Source organism: Lysinibacillus sp. CTST325, from assembly GCF_054665055.1.
Genome location: NZ_BAAFHO010000007.1, coordinates 1 through 19,477, shown reverse-complemented (window position 1 = coordinate 19,477; position 19,477 = coordinate 1). Strand labels below are relative to the sequence as shown.

The 19,477-nt window shown below is 36.0% G+C and carries 18 protein-coding genes and 1 pseudogene; 16 read left to right on the top strand and 3 right to left on the bottom strand.

The genetic code is table 11. The features are described from left to right. Nucleotides 1-127: 127 nt before the first annotated feature. Together ACYQ73_RS16300 and ACYQ73_RS16295 are read left to right on the top strand one after the other, a co-directional pair. Entirely contained in the window at nucleotides 128-967 is an 840-nt protein-coding gene (locus ACYQ73_RS16300) for a D-alanyl-D-alanine carboxypeptidase family protein (RefSeq protein ID WP_460013459.1), read from the top strand. A gap of 470 nt (nucleotides 968-1,437) precedes the next feature. Beyond that, a complete protein-coding gene (locus ACYQ73_RS16295; RefSeq protein WP_460013458.1) occupies nucleotides 1,438-2,706 on the top strand; it encodes a polysaccharide deacetylase family protein in 1,269 nt (422 codons plus the stop codon). A gap of 61 nt (nucleotides 2,707-2,767) precedes the next feature. On the opposite strand, the gene gltS is transcribed toward ACYQ73_RS16295, so the two are convergent. Both gltS and hutG read right to left on the bottom strand, forming a co-directional pair. Beyond that, complete coding sequence (gltS, locus tag ACYQ73_RS16290; RefSeq protein WP_460013457.1) at nucleotides 2,768-3,952, bottom strand: sodium/glutamate symporter; 1,185 nt, start codon at nucleotides 3,950-3,952, stop codon at nucleotides 2,768-2,770. A 5-nt stretch (nucleotides 3,953-3,957) separates the two neighbouring features. Continuing rightward, the gene (gene hutG / locus ACYQ73_RS16285) at nucleotides 3,958-4,914 is read right to left on the bottom strand and encodes a formimidoylglutamase (protein WP_460013456.1); all 957 of its coding nucleotides are present in this window, start codon (nucleotides 4,912-4,914) and stop codon (nucleotides 3,958-3,960) included. 140 nt (nucleotides 4,915-5,054) lie between these two features. On the opposite strand from hutG, the gene ACYQ73_RS16280 reads away from it, so the two are divergent. The 10 genes and pseudogenes from ACYQ73_RS16280 to ACYQ73_RS16235 all read left to right on the top strand — a co-directional run bounded on the left by ACYQ73_RS16280 (nucleotide 5,055) and on the right by ACYQ73_RS16235 (nucleotide 14,791). Then, complete coding sequence (locus tag ACYQ73_RS16280) at nucleotides 5,055-5,942, top strand: LysR family transcriptional regulator (RefSeq protein WP_460013455.1); 888 nt, start codon at nucleotides 5,055-5,057, stop codon at nucleotides 5,940-5,942. A 1,099-nt stretch (nucleotides 5,943-7,041) separates the two neighbouring features. Beyond that, nucleotides 7,042-8,277, top strand: a complete 1,236-nt coding sequence (locus tag ACYQ73_RS16275; protein ID WP_460013454.1) for an acyl-CoA dehydrogenase family protein — start codon at nucleotides 7,042-7,044, stop codon at nucleotides 8,275-8,277. Then, nucleotides 8,274-9,050, top strand: coding sequence for an SDR family oxidoreductase (locus ACYQ73_RS16270; RefSeq protein ID WP_460013453.1), 777 nt, complete (start codon nucleotides 8,274-8,276; stop codon nucleotides 9,048-9,050). Before ACYQ73_RS16275 ends, ACYQ73_RS16270 begins: the two co-directional genes overlap by 4 nt. 12 nt (nucleotides 9,051-9,062) lie before the next feature. Next, nucleotides 9,063-10,106: a phosphotransferase family protein gene (locus ACYQ73_RS16265; protein WP_460013452.1), complete on the top strand. Its 1,044-nt coding sequence runs from the start codon at nucleotides 9,063-9,065 to the stop codon at nucleotides 10,104-10,106. A 144-nt stretch (nucleotides 10,107-10,250) separates the two neighbouring features. Continuing rightward, nucleotides 10,251-10,922, top strand: coding sequence for a CPBP family intramembrane glutamic endopeptidase (locus tag ACYQ73_RS16260; RefSeq protein ID WP_460013451.1), 672 nt, complete (start codon nucleotides 10,251-10,253; stop codon nucleotides 10,920-10,922). Between the two features lie 168 nt (nucleotides 10,923-11,090). Continuing rightward, nucleotides 11,091-11,162 (top strand): annotated as a pseudogene (locus ACYQ73_RS16255) (DUF2441 domain-containing protein); the annotation flags it as partial. A 534-nt stretch (nucleotides 11,163-11,696) separates the two neighbouring features. After that, complete coding sequence (locus ACYQ73_RS16250; RefSeq protein ID WP_460013450.1) at nucleotides 11,697-12,086, top strand: GntR family transcriptional regulator; 390 nt, start codon at nucleotides 11,697-11,699, stop codon at nucleotides 12,084-12,086. Beyond that, on the top strand, nucleotides 12,083-12,772 hold the full coding sequence (locus ACYQ73_RS16245; protein ID WP_460013449.1) for an ABC transporter ATP-binding protein: 690 nt from the start codon (nucleotides 12,083-12,085) through the stop codon (nucleotides 12,770-12,772). The genes ACYQ73_RS16250 and ACYQ73_RS16245 overlap by 4 nt, the downstream gene beginning before the upstream one ends. Further along, complete coding sequence (locus tag ACYQ73_RS16240) at nucleotides 12,769-13,596, top strand: hypothetical protein (RefSeq protein WP_460013448.1); 828 nt, start codon at nucleotides 12,769-12,771, stop codon at nucleotides 13,594-13,596. Before ACYQ73_RS16245 ends, ACYQ73_RS16240 begins: the two co-directional genes overlap by 4 nt. Before the next feature lie 13 nt (nucleotides 13,597-13,609). After that, a complete protein-coding gene (locus ACYQ73_RS16235) occupies nucleotides 13,610-14,791 on the top strand; it encodes a hypothetical protein (RefSeq protein ID WP_460013447.1) in 1,182 nt (393 codons plus the stop codon). A gap of 510 nt (nucleotides 14,792-15,301) precedes the next feature. Here the strand turns inward: ACYQ73_RS16235 and ACYQ73_RS16230 are convergent. After that, complete coding sequence (locus tag ACYQ73_RS16230; RefSeq protein WP_460013446.1) at nucleotides 15,302-16,171, bottom strand: SDR family oxidoreductase; 870 nt, start codon at nucleotides 16,169-16,171, stop codon at nucleotides 15,302-15,304. 144 nt (nucleotides 16,172-16,315) lie between these two features. Between ACYQ73_RS16230 and ACYQ73_RS16225 the strand changes: the two genes are divergently transcribed. The 4 genes from ACYQ73_RS16225 to ACYQ73_RS16210 all read left to right on the top strand — a co-directional run bounded on the left by ACYQ73_RS16225 (nucleotide 16,316) and on the right by ACYQ73_RS16210 (nucleotide 19,355). After that, a complete protein-coding gene (locus ACYQ73_RS16225) occupies nucleotides 16,316-16,699 on the top strand; it encodes a winged helix-turn-helix transcriptional regulator (RefSeq protein WP_460013445.1) in 384 nt (127 codons plus the stop codon). Nucleotides 16,700-17,243: 544 nt separating this feature from the next. Further along, a complete protein-coding gene (locus tag ACYQ73_RS16220; protein ID WP_460013444.1) occupies nucleotides 17,244-17,633 on the top strand; it encodes a VOC family protein in 390 nt (129 codons plus the stop codon). A gap of 117 nt (nucleotides 17,634-17,750) precedes the next feature. Further along, nucleotides 17,751-18,620, top strand: a complete 870-nt coding sequence (locus ACYQ73_RS16215) for an alpha/beta fold hydrolase (RefSeq protein ID WP_460013443.1) — start codon at nucleotides 17,751-17,753, stop codon at nucleotides 18,618-18,620. A gap of 102 nt (nucleotides 18,621-18,722) precedes the next feature. After that, a complete protein-coding gene (locus ACYQ73_RS16210) occupies nucleotides 18,723-19,355 on the top strand; it encodes an alpha/beta hydrolase family protein (RefSeq protein ID WP_460013442.1) in 633 nt (210 codons plus the stop codon). Nucleotides 19,356-19,477 lie beyond the last annotated feature (122 nt).

Here is a 19,477-nt window from a genome sequence, read left to right as displayed (position 1 = left end):
AGCCGATTCCAGACGCAATTATGCCGAGGCATAATTGATTGTCAAACCTTAAGAATTTTCTTCGTAAATTTCCTCCAGGAATATTCATAAATGCCTCCTATTATAATGTGTGGGAGGCGTTTTTTTTATGAAAAAATTTGTCTTATTTTGTTTTATATGTGCGGCTGCATACTTTTTTTATTATACGAACAACACTACAACGGAACAAACGCCAGTAGAGCTACCTTCGTTGCATAGTAAAAATGCTTTGTTGCTGAATGAAAAAGGAGATGTATTATATGAAAAAAATGCAGATGACATTATTTATCCTGCATCATTAACGAAAATTATGACAGCGATTGTTGCCATTGAAATGACTACGGATCTGCAGAAGCAAACAATAGTTAAACCACAAACGATTTCTAAATTTACTGCTCAAAATGCTTCCATGGCGGGCTTTAAGGCAGGAGATTTTGTAACGATAGAGGATTTATTATATGGTACACTGCTTGCCTCTGGGGCGGATGCTACAGGAACACTTGCGGATGCGATGGCAGGTAGTGAAGAAGCATTTGTGACATTAATGAATAATAAAGCGCATGAATTAGGGTTGAACGATACCCATTTTATCAATGCCAGCGGGTTACATGATCCCGCTCATGTCTCCAGTGTCCGTGATATAAGTAAGCTATTTCGTTATGCCATTAAAAATCCTACCTTTTATCAAATTTTGACTTCGAAAAGTTATATGACTCATGTCCCAAATGAATTAACGATAACAAGCTCACTATTAGCGAAAATACCAGGAGGGGAAGGTGCGATATTAGGAGGAAAAACGGGCTATACACCTGAAGCGGGTCTTTGCTTAGCCTCTATTATCGAAAAAGATGGAAAACAATATATTTTCGTGACGACGAATGCGAATGGGCAGGCTTGGACACCGCCATTCCATATTGAAGATGCTCTTACAGCGTACGATGCGCTGTAAGAGGAAAAAATATGAAAAAATAATAACTTTTTTAACGTTTCATTCGTCATATTTATAGGGTGCACTGCACAAGTACCTGAAAAAGGCGTCTTGGGGCCTTTGACAAATGAAAGTTGGCAAAATAGCTAACATAGTATTCATGCTTGGGGATACGATCGTTCATTATCATTTAAGAGGGGAGGTATTAAGGCCCATTGTTTTCATCATCTATTGCCAGCGCTACCACGGGGGATTTTTGATGAAGAAAAGGCGAAAATGAATTTAATAAAGTATCAGTAAACAATTTGATAATATGCAGTTCTTCCTATCTACAAAAAGCGTTAATAAAGAATTTATAAATTACAAAAACTAGTTGATTCCTACTATTTCCTGGAATAATTTATTATTCTATAATTAGAGTCGAATCCTATACTTTTATGGAAAAAACATATGAGAAAAGACATCTGTGAAGAAAAGGGCGGTGTAGAACAATGAAAAAACTTTTACCGTATGCTATTATTTTGACTTTTTTAATCAGTTTTGTGTTTGTAGGTAATACTACTTCTGCAAATGCTGAGGGTACACCAGTTATTCAATCAGTAGCTAATAACACAACAGTTTATGTAGAACCTTCCCTAGAAAGTGCCGTAATCGGTCAAATAGCGAAGGGTAGTTATGTAACAGCTACACCAGTAAGTGAAGAATGGACTCGAATTAAGGCGCAGCAGCTAGAGGGATATGTAGAAACGGCAGCATTAGTAAGCCTTACATCCGAAAAATATGTAGTGACGAAAAAAGATGGAACAACTTTATTTACATACCCTAGTCCAAGTGCACAAAAAGCAGGACAGATTTACGAAAATAGTATGATCTTTGTATATGGATCAGCACCCGGAGGTTGGTCATTTGTCCAATATGGCCATCAAACAGGTTATGTTGCAACAAATTCTTTAAAGAAACCTGTTGCGACAAAAAAACGAGTAAATGCTGCTAATGGCGCTGTGCTTCGTTTAACTGCTAGCCCAAGTGGCGAGGTTCTTGGTACACTTGCCAATAAAACAGTCGTTCAGCAATATACGATACTAGCAGGCTGGGCCTATGTAGAAGCTGGTGAACAAGAGGGCTATGTGAAAGCTTCAGAGCTGGCAAATATCCAAATAACTGATAACAAAGTATACAATAAAGGTGTACCAGTAACGAAAGGGGAAAAAAAGCGTGTGGCTTTAACATTTGATGATGGGCCAGATGCAAAAGTTACCCCACAAGTTTTAGCGATTTTAAAGAAATATGATGCAAAGGCAACATTTTTTATGGTTGGGCAAAATGTCTCTAAAAATTCAGCAGTCGTAAAGCAAATTTATGAGGCTGGCCATGAAATAGGCAATCATACATGGGACCATGCAAAGTTAACAGCCTTATCGACAGCAAATGTTAAACAAGAGGTTGATCGAACTAGCAATGCAATTTATGCTGCGATTGGTCAGTATCCAACGGTTTTCCGTCCACCATATGGTGCAACGAATGATAAAGTTCGATCTGTCATGACGATGCCTACTATTCTATGGTCAATCGATACGCTAGATTGGAAACATCGCAATGCTGATAAAATATTAACGTATGTGAAAGCGTCAGCAAAAGATGGCAGCATTATTTTAATGCATGATATTCATCAAACGACAGCAAATGGTTTGGAAAATGTCATTCTATACTTGCAAAAACAAGGCTACGAATTTGTAACTGTTAGTGAAATATTACAATAATCAATAAGCAAAAAAATAAGCCGTGCAATTGTCATTATTAGACAGTTGCACGGCTCATTGATTATTTAAATAAATTGATCGTCGTAATAATAATTGGAATACCGAAGACGTCGATTAAAAACGCTCCTACAATTGGTACAACAAGAAATGCTTTTTGAGATGGACCGAAACGTTGGACAACTGCTGACATATTGGCCATCGCATTTGGCGTTGCCCCTAAACCGTGACCAGCAAAACCGGCAACCATAACCGCAGCATCGTAATTTTTTCCAAGAATCTTAAACAATACAAAGATACTAAATAAGACAATGAAGAATACTTGTACGAAAACAATGATGAATAGTGGAAGTGCTAAATCAGCAATTTCCCATAACTTAATACTCATGAGCGCCATTGAAAGGAAAACACCTAATGTCACATCGCCGATTAAAGAAATACTCTTCATGTTAATCGCTTCAGGTTTTACTTTATCCATAATATTGCGCACTAGTACAGCTACAAACATTGAACCAACATAGCCAGGTAGTACGAAACCAGTAGCTTCTGAGAATAATGTTCCAACATATGTACCTACAGCCATACAGAACGTAATTAATAGTACTTGTGTAAAGAATGAATCGGATGTAATTTGTTCATTTTTATTTTCAAAGTCAACTTCTTCTGTTTCTTGTTCATTTGGCGTTAAATTATATTTACCAACTAAGTACTTTACGATAGGACCACCGATTAAACCACCAGCCACTAAACCACATGTAGCCGCAGCCGCACCGATTGTCATGGCTGATGAAATACCTAAGTCTTCTAATGTTTGTCCAAATGCTGCAGCGGCACCATGGCCACCTTCCATAGAAACAGCACCGGCCATCATACCGATTAATGGATGAATCCCCATTAGCGATGCAAGAGATACACCAATAACATTTTGCATTAATGCTAGGAAACCACAAGCCAACCAATAAATAATTAATAATTTTCCACCAAGCTTTACAAGTTTAAAGCTTGCTCCTAAACCAATTGTTGTGAAGAAAGTAATCATAAATAAGCTTTGTAATGACGTATCAAGAGAAATTTCTAATACGCCAGTTGTCTTTAGAATAGTGGTTAATGCGGCGAATAGTAAGCCACCAACAACAGGTGCTGGTATACAAAAACGCTTTAAAAAACCGATTTTATTGATGAGCCAGCCGCCCAATGCGAATAGTGCAACTGCTAGAAATACTGTTGTAATTTGATTAATTTCGATCATGAACCTTATCTCCTAAGTAAGTGATTTAGTGCTTCATAAACAAAATAAGCACCTAGTTTAACTGTTCGTCCATTCTCATCTAGTGAAGGATTTACCTCACAAATATCAAAAGAATGTGTATTTGGATGTGAAGTTACTTGTTGAAGTATCGTACGTACAGTTTTTGGATCTAATCCAAATGGTGATGGAGCACTAACACCCGGTGCAAATGCAGCATTTAGTACATCCATACAGAGTGTTAAGAGAATATAATCATGATTATCCATAAATTGCTGAAGGTCATGCATGATTTGCGCATTATTTTCTGGCGTCATATTTTCTTCTAACACATAATTCACATGCAACTCATCGGCTTTATCAAATAGCTCTTTTGTATTGCCGAAACGTTGTATGCCTAAAACAAAGTAGTCGGTATGCGCATCCTGTTCTAAAATCTGACGGAACATTGTACCAGACGATGGTTGCTCATCGTATGGTCGTAAATCAAAATGAGCGTCGATATTGACGATCCCGATTTTCGCATCTTTAGGTAACGATGCACGAACACCTAAATAGTGTCCGTATAATGTCTCATGTCCACCACCAAGCACGACACATTGTATTTTTTTATTTAGCAATGTTTTGACAATTTCACCGAGCTCACGCTGTGCTTCTTCTAAAGCGTGGTTAAGACAAAGAACGTTACCAACATCTATAATTTGCTGTTCACCATTAAATGTCCAAGGTAAGCTAGATAATGATTCACGCAGAGCATTAGGTGCACTTGCTGCCCCTACACGCCCCTGATTACGACGTACACCTTCATCACATATAAAGCCCACAATTCCGGCATGCTGATTATCTGAAGCGCTTACATCATTAATAGGAATTCTTTTCACTTTTTGATGTAAACGGAAACTACTCGTATTAGTAGTTGAATCTATACGACCTTTCCATTGTTTTTGATCTGTCATTGTATACATATCTTTATCAACTCCATTTCCAATATTATTCTAGTGAAAATATTGTTATGAATAAATTATATATTCACATAATTATTATTGCTAATATATAATTAATATTAATCTATAGTTTAAAACTATAAATGTGGAGGGATGTTGCTGTGGATTTTAAACAATTACAATATTTTTTAGCAGTTGTGGAGCAAATGAATTTCTCGAAGGCAGCTGAAAAACTGCATATTTCTCAGCCTTCTCTAAGTAATGCTATTAAAAAATTAGAGCAAGAAATTGGCTCACCTTTACTTGAAAGGAATACAAGAAATCTTCAATTAACAGAAGCAGGCGAGCTTTTATATGAACGAGCAAACGTTATATTGAAAAACATGGAAGTTTTAAAAATAGAAATGGATGAGGTAATTGTACGTGGCACAAGCGAAATAACGATAGGCGTGATGGAATCGATTAAGCATTGGCTCCCAAAAGTCATTACAGAGTATAAAAAAGAATATCCAGAAATGATGATTCATTTAGTAGATATTTTAGGAAGTAAGCGTGTTGAAAAATCGCTTAAAAGCTATAAAACACATTTAATTATTACAAATCAGATAATGGATGATGAAGATCTCGAAGTTCACTGCTTATATGAAGAGCGACTTGTAGCTGTTTTACCATTACAGCATCCGTTAGCGGAGAAGGAGAAGCTGACGATCGCAGATTTAAGTGGTGAGCCTTTTATTATAAGTACAGAGGGCTTTCAAACGAGACATGACATTTTAGATGCATTTGAAAAGGCTGAAAAAAACATAGATATCCAATTTGAAATTGAACGTTTTGAAACGGCTGTGTCTCTCGTTCGTGAAAATTTAGGGGTTACCATTCTACCAGAAAATTATTTGAAAGGTCCTACAGCTAAAACTATTGTACAAAAAGAAGTGGATTGCCCCAATTTACGACGAAATGTTTATGTGGTGTACTTAAAAAATCGTCATTTGCCTTTGGCTATTCACGAATTGCTTACTGATATTATGAAGATAGGCAAAACACTTTAGACTATAGAAAGCTAAAACGACAACGCTTGAAAAAAGCAATCATATTCTTGGGTTATGTTAAAAATTCGGTTGTCCATGTTTTCTACGTAAATTATCAATATATAAGAGAGGGGACAATATGAGAAAAATAGTAATTGGTATTCTAATAGTCTGTTTATACTGTTTTCCTTTTGTTTATTTTTCGATGTACCAAGATTTTATTAACCGATCAATGCTCGGCTACTTAATAATGATTGTAATGACTTCACTTCTTGCTTTTTGCGGCAAATTTCTATGCAACTCAATTCCTTTTATTGTCGGTAATATTGTATCAGTAGTTAGTTCCTTTTACTTTATCGGTAGGATGGAAAATACGCTAGGGATAGGGTGGGATGGTGGATATTTTAAACCTTTTTTTACCTTCCTAACTATTGGTAATTGTGAGTGCCTTAAATTTAATCCCTCAGCTTTTCGCTATGAAGTTAGCTAAAGGACACAAAAATAAAGTTAAAGATTAAATGAGTTGAGATGAGTGACTTCTTTTAAATAGAAGTTACTCTTTTTTTATGTTACTAATTGTTTCTTTACCTAATTTACCAATTTTAATGAATGGTTTATCACCCAAAATTGTAGATGATATTTGTTAAAACGTATACCATTTATAATAGTTGATTGGAGTGGAGACTGGGCGACTACTCGGGGATTAGCGGCTTATTGGACGCCTCCAGGAAGCTTTGCTCAGTGCGAAAGCGAAGCGTCAGCAAATGTTTTCTGTAGCGAAAGTAAGGCGGCAGCTACAATTGTTTTATCTGCGCGAAAGCGAAGCGTCAGCGGCAAAGCGCCCAGTCGGAACGGAAATCAACCACACATTATGTAAGACGTTATTTTGATTTGAAGATGCATATTATGGCAAAATAGTGTTTTGACTTGTATTTTTTTATCGTAATGAGATTTTCTATCTGCTCAAAACACTGTCTTAAGTATGAATTTTCTCTATAATTCAAATTTTTGTTTAATAGACATTGATTTACAAGAAATATAGCGGTAACATTTAATGTAAGAATAAAAATGAATATTCATTCATTTAGCGTTTTGATGTTCAAACAAAGGGGGCTTTTTTATGAATTTTTCTTATAGTGAAAAAGTAGTGGAACTACAAGAGAAGCTGACAAATTTTATGGAGCAATACATTTATCCAAATGAGGCAGTATTTGCTGCACAGGTAGAGACAATGGAAGATCGTTGGGGAGCGATCCCACCAATTATGGAGGAATTAAAGAACAAAGCAAAAGAAGCCGGCCTATGGAATTTATTTTTGCCAGATAGCGAATATGGTGCAGGTTTGACGAATTTAGAATATGCACCTTTATGTGAAATTATGGGACGCTCTTTACTTGCTCCTGAAGTGTTTAATTGCAATGCGCCAGATACGGGAAATATGGAGGTGCTTGTGCGTTATGGCTCAGAACAGCAGAAGAAGCAGTGGCTAGAACCGTTATTACGTGGAGAAATACGTTCCTGCTTTGCAATGACTGAGCCTGCAGTCGCATCTAGTGATGCAACAAACATCGAGGCAAGTATTGAACGGGATGGCGATTATTATATTTTAAATGGACATAAGTGGTGGACGACAGGAGCTGGTGATCCTCGTTGTAAAATCGCTATTTTTATGGGGAAACATAAAGATTCTACAGCACCAATCCATGAGCAACAGTCGATGATTTTAGTGCCGATGGATACACCAGGAGTGAAAATAGAGCGTATGCTTACGGCATTTGGCTATGATCACGCACCAGAAGGACACGGTGAGGTGACGTTTACTAATGTTCGAGTACCAGTTGAAAATATTTTGTGGGGAGAAGGAAAAGGCTTCGCGATTGCGCAAGGTCGTTTGGGACCGGGTCGTATCCATCATTGTATGCGTCTTATTGGAGCCGCCGAACGTGCATTAGAGGAAATGTGTGTGCGTGTTCAGGAGCGACATGCTTTCCATCGACCACTCGCAGACCAAGGTGTGATGCGTGAGCGTATTGCTGAGTCCCGTATCGATATTGAGCAGGCAAGACTCTTAACGCTAAAGGCAGCGTACATGATGGACACAGTAGGAAATAAAGAGGCGAAGGCAGAAATTGCGATGATTAAAGTAGTGGCGCCAAATATGGCATTGCGAGTTATTGACCGAGCAATTCAAGCATTCGGTGCTGCTGGGGTAGGACCTGATACGACGCTTGCGGCACAGTGGGCAAATTCCCGAACATTACGATTAGCAGATGGACCGGATGAAGTGCATCGTAACACGGTTGCCAAGCTGGAACTGAAAAAGCATGCTAAAAAACAAGAGGAGTTGGTGAAATGACGGTACTTGATTTATTTAGCTTGAAGGGGAAGACGGCCATCGTAACAGGGGGAGGACGCGGTCTCGGAGCTCAAATTGCACAAGGCTTTGCAGAAGCGGGTGCCAACATTGTACTGTGCTCAAGAAAGGTCGAGGCATGCGAAGCGGTAGCCGCAGAATTAGCTGAATTAGGTGTACAAACATTAGCTCTTGCCTGTGATGTGACAAAGCCGGAGGATATAGCGAACGTAGTGTCAAAAACGCTTGAGTCATTCGGCCAAATTGATATTTTAGTCAATAACAGTGGGGCGTCTTGGGGTACTCCAGCTGTTGAAATGCCGTATGAGGCTTGGCAAAAAGTCTTCGATGTTAATGTCAATGGCACATTTTTAATGAGCCAAGCTGTTGGCAAAATTATGCTAGAACAAAAGAGCGGAAAAATTATTAATATCGCCTCGGTTGCGGGGCTTGGTGGTACATTACCTGAATTCATGGATACAATTGGCTATAACGCAAGTAAAGGTGCGGTTATCACTCTAACAAAAGATTTAGCTGTAAAATGGGGGCCATATGGCGTCAATGTAAATGCGATTGCCCCAGGATTTTTCCCAACCAAAATGTCAAAAGTCTTAATTGAGCGCGGACAAGATTATTTAATGGGTGTGACGCCGTTAAAACGTTTAGGAACTGAAAATGACCTAAAAGGCGTTGCATTATTTTTAGCAGCGGCTGCCTCAGATTATATTACGGGGGATGTCATAGTGGTAGATGGCGGTATGAGCTCAATCGTTTAAGGGAGGGATACAATGGATACGATACAAGTAAGGGCAAGTGAACGTATTGATGAAGTGAAATTACATTCATTTTTAAAGAGTCAATTTCCGGAGTTACCAAAGGGGAAGCTAGAAATTTCACAGTTTAGTGCCGGACATTCAAATTTGACTTATTGCCTAAAAGTAGGCGAATTTGAAGTTGTTCTTCGTCGACCTCCACATGGACCAGTCGCCAAAAAAGCGCATGATATGAAACGAGAGTTTACGATTTTATCAGCATTACATCCATTTTTAGCTGCTGTACCACAACCTTATGTGTACGTTGAAGATCGAGAGATTATCGGCAGCGATTTCTTTTTAATGGAACGCAAAAAGGGTATCGTACTTGATACACATTTTCCACCTGGTACTAAAAATACCAAGGATTTAGGGCGGCTCATATCAGAAAAGATGATTGATTCACTTGTTGCTCTTCATGCAATACCATATAAGGAAACGAAGCTAAAGGATATGGTAAAGCCAGAAGGGTTTATGGAACGGCAGGTACATGGATGGATTGAGCGCTATGACAAAGCGAAAACGGCAGAGCATGCTGAAGTAGCGGCATTGACAAAGTGGTTAAAGGATCATGTACCTTCTAATCATGAAGCAACCATTATTCATTATGACTACAAGCTTAATAACGCCATGTTTACAAGCGATTACTCTGAAATGATTGGTCTTTTTGATTTGGAGATGACAACTGTAGGGGATCCATTAGCAGATTTAGGTGTAGCCATGAGCTACTGGATGCATGCAGATGACCCCAAAATGCTATTATACGCATTTGGAGAACCGCCAATAACGACTTTACCAGGGTTTTATACACGTCAGGAATTCATTAACCGCTATGCAGAGAAAAGCGGGCGTGATGTTTCAGCCATCGATTATTATATTACATTTGCCTACTTTAAATTAGCGGTGATATGTCAGCAAATCTATTATCGCTATGTGAATGGTCAAACAAAAGACGATCGTTTTGCACAAATGGATAAAATGGTAGCCGCCCTAATTCATCAGGCTTCCAAGGCACTATAGACTAAGGTATAAATGACGGTTGCTTGTAAGGCAGCCGTTATTTCATTTTTTCTGTCAATGAAAATGAAGATGTTGTATTATATAAGGTAAGGTTCTTTCTTGATATTACCAAAATGAGAAATAATTAGATTTAAGGAGGCTGAAATGGAATTAAACTTGAGTGTAGAAAGTAAAGTGAAAAATAATGATATAAAAACATTAATAGGGTTTCTACTCATATTTTACTTTGCGTGGACAATTAAAGAATTATGGTTAATCGACTACATTTATTCGTTCGGTGAAATTATCTCTCCATTATTAGAGGCGTTGGTGAAGGGGTTCGTATGGATTGTTCCAACGTGGTTATACATAAAATACTATTTACATACTAACCCATTTGATTACTTAAAAATGAACGTTAATGTTAAGATGGGTTTATTTTGGGGAGTAGTTCTTTCACTGTTAGTTGGCTTATATTTTGCTTTTGAAACTTATATCATTAATGAGCAATCATTTCAATTTTCATTATCTATTGATGATTATCTAAATGGTTTTTTTATGGCTGGGCTTGCTGAAGAAATTGTTTTTAGGGGATTAATTTTACAAGAAATTAATAAAAAAATGGCTTTTTGGAAAGCAAATATTATGACTGCTTTATTATTTTTAGTAATACACTATCCAGTTTGGATTTACAATGAAATCTTCTTTCATTTTGGGACGCATGTATATGTTTTTATTTTAGGCTTACTCTTTGGGTTTGTGTATAAAAAGACTGGTTCATTATGGTCAGTTATTATTTTGCATGCACTTCATAATTTTTTTGTTACTATTATTTAGTAAAGAAATCAACTAACGGTACGATTCACGAAATACTCAAATCAAAACAGCGATGACTCCACAAGTTTTTGTGAGTCATCGCTATTTTTTTATCACTAGGCAGCAGAACCAACAATCATTGAGAAAATAGCCTTAGTTTAAGATCAATTCGGAAAAAGACATCCCTAAAACGAGCTTACTGAACTTTTGATAAACGGAAAAATTGAAGTGGTAGAAATTACTGATGATTTCTCATCTTAAATTCTGGAAAAGTGTTAAAAATGATGTGATATGTTTAATATGGGATTTGTTAAACGGTTGTGATTGTTCAATAAGAACAGTCGCTACTTGTGCTAACGAGGCAGTTTAGTTGTTCTACACTTTTGTAACATTAAGCGAAGTAAGGATGTGATTATAGAGAACTAGGGGTGTGAAAAAATGTTCATGATGGGTTAGGAGCACGCAACTTATTAAGTTTTTCTACTTAAACGAACGTGGCAGATTAGTTGAACAACAGGTTGTCTTTTCAAATGTTGAGATATATTTCCATGGATTTGATTGACATAAAAAGTGTATTAAGCATATAATACATTACGAAGAGTGTATTATATGCTTAATACACTTTTATATTTTTGAGAATGGTGTATTAAGTTGTTAGTACACCAAGGCCGATTAGCGGGGTAATGGTTAAATAATAAATCGGGTGGTTCTTTAAAAGTACTTAATCCACCATTATGTTCAATCTGTATTAAGTGCTTAATACACGAAAATATGATTTTCTGGGAGTTGAGTTAATTGACTGTAAAGTTTAATAATCGGGATCCAGTTTATGTCCAGGTTATCCGGCATTTTAAAGAGCAAATCGCCAAGGGGTATTTTGAACCTGGTCAGGAGATTCCATCAAGAAGAGAACTAGCCAACCAGCTGAAGATTAACCCAAATACCGCACAACGAGCTTATAAGGAAATGGGGGAGCAAGGATTGATTTTTACTGAAGGGAATATGCCGAGCTGCATTACTAAAGATGAAGCGGTCCTTAAAAGTGTCCGCGAGGAATTGATTATCGAAGCGGTTGACTTATTTTTAGGTTCTATTAAATCCATTGATGTGCCGTTATCCGAAGTGTTGGAACTAGTTAAGAGAAAGCATGATGCCGAAAGCGGAGAAGCGGAGGAATCGAAATGATCGAAGTAAAAAATGTCATGAAAAAATACGGCAGGAAACAGGTATTAAAAGGACTTTCTTTTACTGCTGAAAAAGGTGAAATTACTTGTTTAATCGGTATAAACGGAGTAGGAAAGACGACAATCATGAAAGCTATTATGGCGCTCACTCCTATTAATAGCGGTGAAATTTTGATTGATGGAGAAAAAATCAGGAAAGAAAGCTTTGAAAAAGTTACCTTTATTCCAGATACGATTACGATGTTGCCGCAAATGAAAATTGGTGATGCCTTCGCGTTCATGGCGGATTTTTATAAAAATTGGGATCCTCAAAGGGCAGAAGAGTTGCTGCAATTTTTTAAACTAGACCCTACTGAACGAATTGCCAATTTATCAAAGGGGAATATGGCTAAAGTCAATATGATATTAGGTTTGGCACTGAATGTGGATTACTTACTCATGGATGAACCATTCTCTGGTATTGATATTTTCTCCCGTGAACAGATTGCCGAAGTGTTTACAAGCCATTTAATTGAAGATCGTGGTGTGATTATCACAACCCATGAAATTAGTGATATTGAACACTTGATTGATAAAGCGGTACTTATTGAAAACGGTGAAGTATTAAAGGAATTTAGTGTAGAGGAAGTGCGTGAAAAGGAAGGGAAATCAGTCGTTGATGTCATGAGAGAGGTGTATCGTGGATGAAAAACTATTTAAAACTTCTTAATTTCGAAGTAAATCGATTTTTCAAATTGTACCTAACTTTAATAGGATTGATAATTGTCAGTCAGTTCATTGGGGCGATTGTCGTGTCAAAAGTATGTATGAATGACGCAGATCGGGTGATGTTTAAAAATCAACTATCAATGAGCCAATATATTAAGGAGTACGGGGTTTTTTCTTTTCATTATTTCATTGAGTCAGGTTGGTTTCTGATGCCAATCTTTTTTAGCATCGCCATGTTGATGATTTATGTTTTCTTTATTTGGTATCGGGATTGGTTTGGAAAAAACACGTTTATTTACAGATTATTAATGTTGCCAACTGAAAGAATTACTATTTATTTCGCAAAATTGACGACAATTATGCTGTTGGTACTTGGTTTAGTTACCCTGCAAATATTGTTAATCCCGATCGAAATACAAATTTTTAATAGTATTATACCAACAGATTTACAATCGCATTTTTCATTTTATAATATTTATAGTTTAAGAATGTGGCGCTGGCTGTATCCGAAAACCTTTACAGAATTTATCCTGATTTATGGAGTCGGGCTAATCTCTGTAGCAGTTCTATTCACTGCCATTTTAATTGAACGAAGTTACGGTTTAAAAGGCATTTATTTCGCAATCGTTTATGGAATGCTTTCGTTCGGAGTCCTTTTGGTACCAATACTAGTGAATGAATTTGATAGTGGCTATTTTTACGCACTTGAAGTCTTTCTAATGGAACTGGTAATGAGCATCATCGTATTAAGCAGTGCTATTTGGATCGCTAATCATTTGCTAAAAAATAAAATTAGGGTCTAAGGGGGGAATGACAATGAAAAAATATTGGAAAACGATATTGATTAGTTTCATCATCGTGACGACAATCGGTACTTACTATATTCAACAGGCAATGGCAAAGGGTGTATCCTTTAAAATCGAAACAACTAGCGGAAATAAGGGAGAAATCGACAATCTTATTCTTCAAGCGAGTTATCAGAGCGGTGATATTAATCGTGGGTTGCATATATCAAAGGATGGTTCGACTAATCAGAGCAAGTCTTTTATTGGAGAGTTGATAGGACGATATAATCCTTTGATGTTTCAAAAATATATTGAAGAACACCGTAATTTTATGCGTGGAAAAGAATTAAATCCTGGTCAGTATTTTGAAGACGAAGACTGTTTGATTTACACCACTTTTCAAAGTAATGGTCGAGATAAGGGCCTAGGAAATTTGTTCACCCTTCAAATCGACACACTTGATAAACATACAAATGACAGTTCTTCATTTGAAATCAATATGCCAGACCAAGTGAGATATGACTGGATCAATGAGAGAGATGTCTATGTAGAAGATGGAAAAATAAAGATTTTAGCAACTAGCTATCTCAATGGTGAGGAAGAGTTACATATATATACGGTTGATAAAAACAAAAAGGAATTAGAAAAGGACTCAATACTAGCAAAAATAGAGTTAGAAGAGAGAGGCCAGGCCAGCATCCATATAGTTAATGACAATAAAAAAGTACAAAATGAAAATTATATCTTATATATGGTTGAAAAATACAAATACGTAGATGATGATAAGCGTGAAACGATCTCTGGCAACATGTATTTTTATAACTATCTTAATAATGAAGTGAAGGAATGGACAATCCCAGCCGAATTAAAACCACATATGAAGTCAATGATTCTTCATGGAACAGATATATTCATTCCTGTTTATTCAGCCAATGGGTTAGAGCTGAACCGTTATAATATTGAAAAGAAACTATGGGAAGAGACTTTAAACTTTAAATATCCAAGTATTGAAAATGATAAAGAAGAACCTTTTTTACAGTTTACAGATGGTAAACTATATTTAGTAGATCGTGTTTCTGACGGTCATTTGTTCATTATCGGTGATTTACGTACAGGTGAATCATTATATGAAGGAAAAATCATCATCGAAAACAAAGAAAATCTAGATGCAGATTACTCACTATTTATCGTGCAATTATATAACATTAATTAAAGAACATAAAATTTAGAATACTTTTGGGATGCTTTACTGAAGAACATTGAGTTGCTTAGGCAGCTCTTTTTTATTGGACTAACTATGCAATTTATATCAATAAGGTAAATATGGATGTGAGGTTGATATTATGGACCAAATAAAAGTTGGATCCTGGGTTATTGAAATAGTTGTTAAGAACAAAGAAATTTTATGATAACTATCATTTAATCACAGAAGGATGTAACTGTGATTGTTGTGCAAATTATGTTTTAGCTTGTGATAGGTTCCCATAAGAGATTAAAAGACCTCTTAATTCATTTAGCATTAACCCTCGTAAAAGGGAGAGCTTTCTGAATATAGGGAGAATAAAGATGGCACTCATTTATATGGAAACAATTACCATGCATATCGTATCAAATGTAAAAACGGTTTATCGGAAGAAATAGCGAAGTACCAGTCCTAATGTGGGCTGGCACTTTGTAAGATACAATATCCATAATGCGATTCTTGCTGAGCAATTTGCTTTATCTACTTTGTATTTAATAATAAATGTGTCAGTGCTTGTTTTAGAGAAGTAGCTTGACGATCTAATAAGAAATCTAAATCGGTGTGAGTGGATTCTAATCCTCCTTCACGAATACCTTTCTGAGTCATTACTAACATTGGAAGGTAGGCTTCAGGTAATCCGGCACCTTTTAACATTTCTTCATATGAAGCATCGTCTACTGCTAATAAAGGAACTTCTTTGCCTAATGTTTCATTTAAAGTATCAACAAATTGCTGTTGTGTTAAATTTTCACTAGAAAGTTCATAAATTTTATTTTCGTGACCATCAGCTACCAAAACATTCGCTGCTGCCTCAGCCAAATCTGGGCGATATACCCAACCGATTTTTCCTTCACCAGCAGAAGTTACCCAAGGGGCACCAGCCATACAGCCTCGAATTGTGCCAAGTTCATTTTCTACATACCAATTGTTTCGTAGAATCACATACGGAATACCTGATTCAATAATTACTAGTTCACGTGCTCTATGCAGACCAGCAAGGAAGAAGTCATTTCCTTCTGCCCTCGTAACACTTGGGTAAATAATTTGTTTTACATCGGTTGTTTTGGCAGCTTCTACTGCATTTGTATGCTGACGCATAACTGTTTCAAAGTCACCAAATGTTGACATAATGAATAAACGATCTACACCTTTGAATGCTGTAAGTAATGTTTCTGGATTTTCAAAATCTGTTACACGAACTTCTAGGCCGTGCTCCTTATAGCTAAGGGCTTTTTCAGACTTGTCGTCACGCACACCAACAATTATTTCTTCAACTGATAATTTGGTAAGCAAGTACTCAACAATTTTAAAACCCAAATTTCCAGTTGCACCAGTTATTAAGACTTTCATAGAATCTCCTCCACTACAGTGTTATTTGTGATTTTTGTTCCTAATGCATATACTATTACCAAAGAAAGATTTATGTAAGTAGGCACAATTTAATAACATAGTCATAAAAATAGTACCTAAAGAAAAGGAAAAGGAGGTTTTATTATGGCACGTTTTAGTTATCAAGATGAAACGGTCTCTGAAGAAACAATACAAGAAATCTGTCCATTAACAGTTGCTCAAAATGCAATAGCAGGCAGATGGAAAATCGTAATTTTGTGGCATTTAAGCCAAAAAGAAATTATTAGGTTTAATGAATTATTGAGGCTGCTACCTGGTATCTCGAAAGGAATTTTAACTAGACAATTAAGAGAGCTTGAAGAGGACAATCTAGTACACAGAGAAGTTTATAAAGTTGTTCCACCAAAAGTAGAATATTCATTAACAGAACAAGGGCAAAAGTTTATACCTGTATTAGAAGCAATACAAGTTTGGGGTAAAGATTTACTAAATAGAAAAATACAGATGTATGAAAAACTTGAGGATTAATAATAAATAGGTATCGAGTTTACATACAATCTCTTGTCTTGTTGAGCTAACGGGAATGAAGTACCCATATTAAGAGAACTTGTTGGATGGGATAGAAGAGAAAAAGATTACCCAACATTATTTAAGCGTTGTAATTTCTGGGCTGGGGTAAGAAATGAAAGTAATAAATTAATTGCTTTTGCCTATGTATGTGGGATGGGCTTAGAACACGGTTATATGGAAAATATAATAGTTCATCCTGAATAGGGCGAGGAATTGGAATAGAGTTAGTAAAGGAATTATTGAGAGAGTCATAACGTTTTGGATTAGGAATTTTAACTGTATCATATGGGGGAAATAAAACCAATTTTTATAAAAAGTGTGGCTTTACAACTGGTGCAGGTGGCGTATGGCAATCTGATAAATAAAATCATATTCTTCTAATGGAGGCGATTGTTCAATAGAGCAGTCGCTTTTTCATTATCGGAGCACTTTAATTAAATAGAAGGAATGCTTCTTACTTTATAGAATACATGTAATATGTATTATTTTAGGAGGTAAAAAGATGATTTTTGAAATAACCAATCAAGTTCGTGTAACTGATTTTAAAGTAGGACATGAGTGGTATGAAGTACTGCTAAACAAAAAAACTGATTTCATACCACACGACGGATTTGCTGAATGGGAAATAATCCCTGGTTGCTGGTTGCAAGTTGCTGAAGGAATACCATCAGAGGAAAGTGGACCTTTACGTTTAGGGGTAACTGATATAGTAGCCGAAAGAGATAGATTAGTTAAAGAGTTGGAAATTGACGAATTTGAGATATACTCCCGTGAAGAAGTTTCTGCAAAATGGGGGACTTTTACTGACCCTTGGGGGAATCGACTTGGACTATTTGAGTATTTGGATAAGAAAGAAGAAAATGACCGTATAAAAACAATTTTGGGAGTTTAAATATTTTGCTTGTTGTACTAACGGGTGCAAGAGTTTGAGATCAAACTACCGAAGTCAAAAGTAGCTTTTCTTATTGAGCTAATGTAGAGGATAGTTTAAAAAGAAAGGGAGATAACAGTGGGATATTGGGAAAGGGAATTACTTAATACATCACGTGGGACCTTTGAAATATTTATCAAGGGAGAAGGGGAACCGCTTTGTATGACCCATCATTACTCTGTATTTAATCAGACAGGAGATTATTTTGCGGAGACATTTACAAAAACAAACAAAGTATTTTTAGTAAATTTAAGAGAGACAGGACATTCAGAAAAAGCAATAGAGCCTTATCAATTGAGTATGTTGGAATCGATATTCGATTTAGAAGCTATACGTGAAAAATTAGGATTTGTTAAATGGGGATTTGCAGGGCATTCAACTGGAGGTATGTTAGGAATAATCTACGGAATATATTTCTCAAATAGCCTAGATTTCAATGTAATTGTCGGAGCAGCTGCAAGAGAATATATGACTTTTTCAAAAGATTGTATTTATAATCCTGAACACCCTAAATTCAACAGAATGCAAGAACTGATTGAAATCTTAAAACGCCCAGATTTACCAACAGAAAAAAGAAATAAACTAAAAACTAAAAGGACAAAGCTATCTCTATTTGAGCCTGATAAATATGATGAACTTTTTTCTCTAAGTATAAGTAAGGAAATATCTGCAATTCGTTTGAACTTTTTCAATCGAGAATTGCAAGTATATGATGTGTCGAAAAAGTTAGGATTTATATTAACACCAACTTTAATAATATGTGGTAAATATGATGTACAGTGTCCAGTAATATATTCTATTGAAATGAATAATGAAATACCAAACTCAAAATTAGTTATTTTTGAGAGAAGTAACCATTATCCATTCTTAGAAGAATCGGAGCAATTTATGGATGAATATAAGTTATTTATAAAGGAACAAAATTCTCTAATGGGACAGTATTCTTGAAGAAGGAACATATAGCAAAGAATATGCGAGAAAGGAGTGAGTTTAAATGAACAATATTAATTTTAGAGGTAAATAGAATTATTAATAAGAGAGTGATCACTAATGACAAAAATAATAATGGAAGATCGCATAGTGAATAATATACCGATTTTAAGTATTTATCAAAATGAATTAAAGAAATGTCCATTAATCTTTTATCTTCACGGATACGGAGGAGACCGTGAACAAGCGTTAGATTTTGGATATATGCTTGCCCAAAAAGGGTTTTATTATGTTAGTATCGACTGCAAAGACCATGGTATGAGAAAATCGAACACCGAAACTAACAAATTTTCTAAAGCATTTCCACCACATACTGGTCTTGATTCTTATGTTCATATGCATGAAGTAATAGAACAGTCTGCATTCGATATACAAAGTCTCATTGAATATTTTAAAAGTAGAGATGAGATTGATAAAAATAAAATAGGAATATCAGGTTTATCTATGGGAGGATATGCTACATTTTATATCGCAGCTAATAACCCTAATATAAAAGTTGTGATTCCAATAGCTGGAAATCCATCTTTTACAAAAGCATGGAAAGATAGTATCCTATCGACTGGTACTTATGAACAATGGAGAGAACCAATTCAGAATGACGAGAAAGAAATATCAAAAAGAACAGAGTATTTCCGAATGATAGATCCATATGAAAAGTTGAGTAATTTTTCACCAAAACCATTACTAATATAAATGTCAACACCAATATGTACATTTTTGCTCGTTTAAGGGTGTACAAAATTACTCGTTTTCCGAGGTTAAATGATGCTTTAATCGGTATGAATCACCGACGATTGTGACAACGCTTGCGTGAT

What these genes read in the sequence shown, in the direction of transcription:
- ACYQ73_RS16270 (WP_460013453.1), top strand. Translation starts at nt 8,274, where the DNA reads ATGACGGTACTTGATTTATTTAGCTTGAAGGGGAAGACGGCCATCGTA.
- ACYQ73_RS16210 (WP_460013442.1), top strand. Translation starts at nt 18,723, where the DNA reads ATGACAAAAATAATAATGGAAGATCGCATAGTGAATAATATACCGATT.
- ACYQ73_RS16300 (WP_460013459.1), top strand. Translation starts at nt 128, where the DNA reads ATGAAAAAATTTGTCTTATTTTGTTTTATATGTGCGGCTGCATACTTT.
- ACYQ73_RS16260 (WP_460013451.1), top strand. Translation starts at nt 10,251, where the DNA reads ATGGAATTAAACTTGAGTGTAGAAAGTAAAGTGAAAAATAATGATATA.
- ACYQ73_RS16275 (WP_460013454.1), top strand. Translation starts at nt 7,042, where the DNA reads ATGAATTTTTCTTATAGTGAAAAAGTAGTGGAACTACAAGAGAAGCTG.
- ACYQ73_RS16225 (WP_460013445.1), top strand. Translation starts at nt 16,316, where the DNA reads ATGGCACGTTTTAGTTATCAAGATGAAACGGTCTCTGAAGAAACAATA.
- ACYQ73_RS16230 (WP_460013446.1), bottom strand. Translation starts at nt 16,171, where the DNA reads ATGAAAGTCTTAATAACTGGTGCAACTGGAAATTTGGGTTTTAAAATT.
- ACYQ73_RS16235 (WP_460013447.1), top strand. Translation starts at nt 13,610, where the DNA reads ATGAAAAAATATTGGAAAACGATATTGATTAGTTTCATCATCGTGACG.
- gltS (WP_460013457.1), bottom strand. Translation starts at nt 3,952, where the DNA reads ATGATCGAAATTAATCAAATTACAACAGTATTTCTAGCAGTTGCACTA.
- ACYQ73_RS16220 (WP_460013444.1), top strand. Translation starts at nt 17,244, where the DNA reads ATGATTTTTGAAATAACCAATCAAGTTCGTGTAACTGATTTTAAAGTA.
- hutG (WP_460013456.1), bottom strand. Translation starts at nt 4,914, where the DNA reads ATGTATACAATGACAGATCAAAAACAATGGAAAGGTCGTATAGATTCA.
- ACYQ73_RS16245 (WP_460013449.1), top strand. Translation starts at nt 12,083, where the DNA reads ATGATCGAAGTAAAAAATGTCATGAAAAAATACGGCAGGAAACAGGTA.
- ACYQ73_RS16240 (WP_460013448.1), top strand. Translation starts at nt 12,769, where the DNA reads ATGAAAAACTATTTAAAACTTCTTAATTTCGAAGTAAATCGATTTTTC.
- ACYQ73_RS16265 (WP_460013452.1), top strand. Translation starts at nt 9,063, where the DNA reads ATGGATACGATACAAGTAAGGGCAAGTGAACGTATTGATGAAGTGAAA.
- ACYQ73_RS16295 (WP_460013458.1), top strand. Translation starts at nt 1,438, where the DNA reads ATGAAAAAACTTTTACCGTATGCTATTATTTTGACTTTTTTAATCAGT.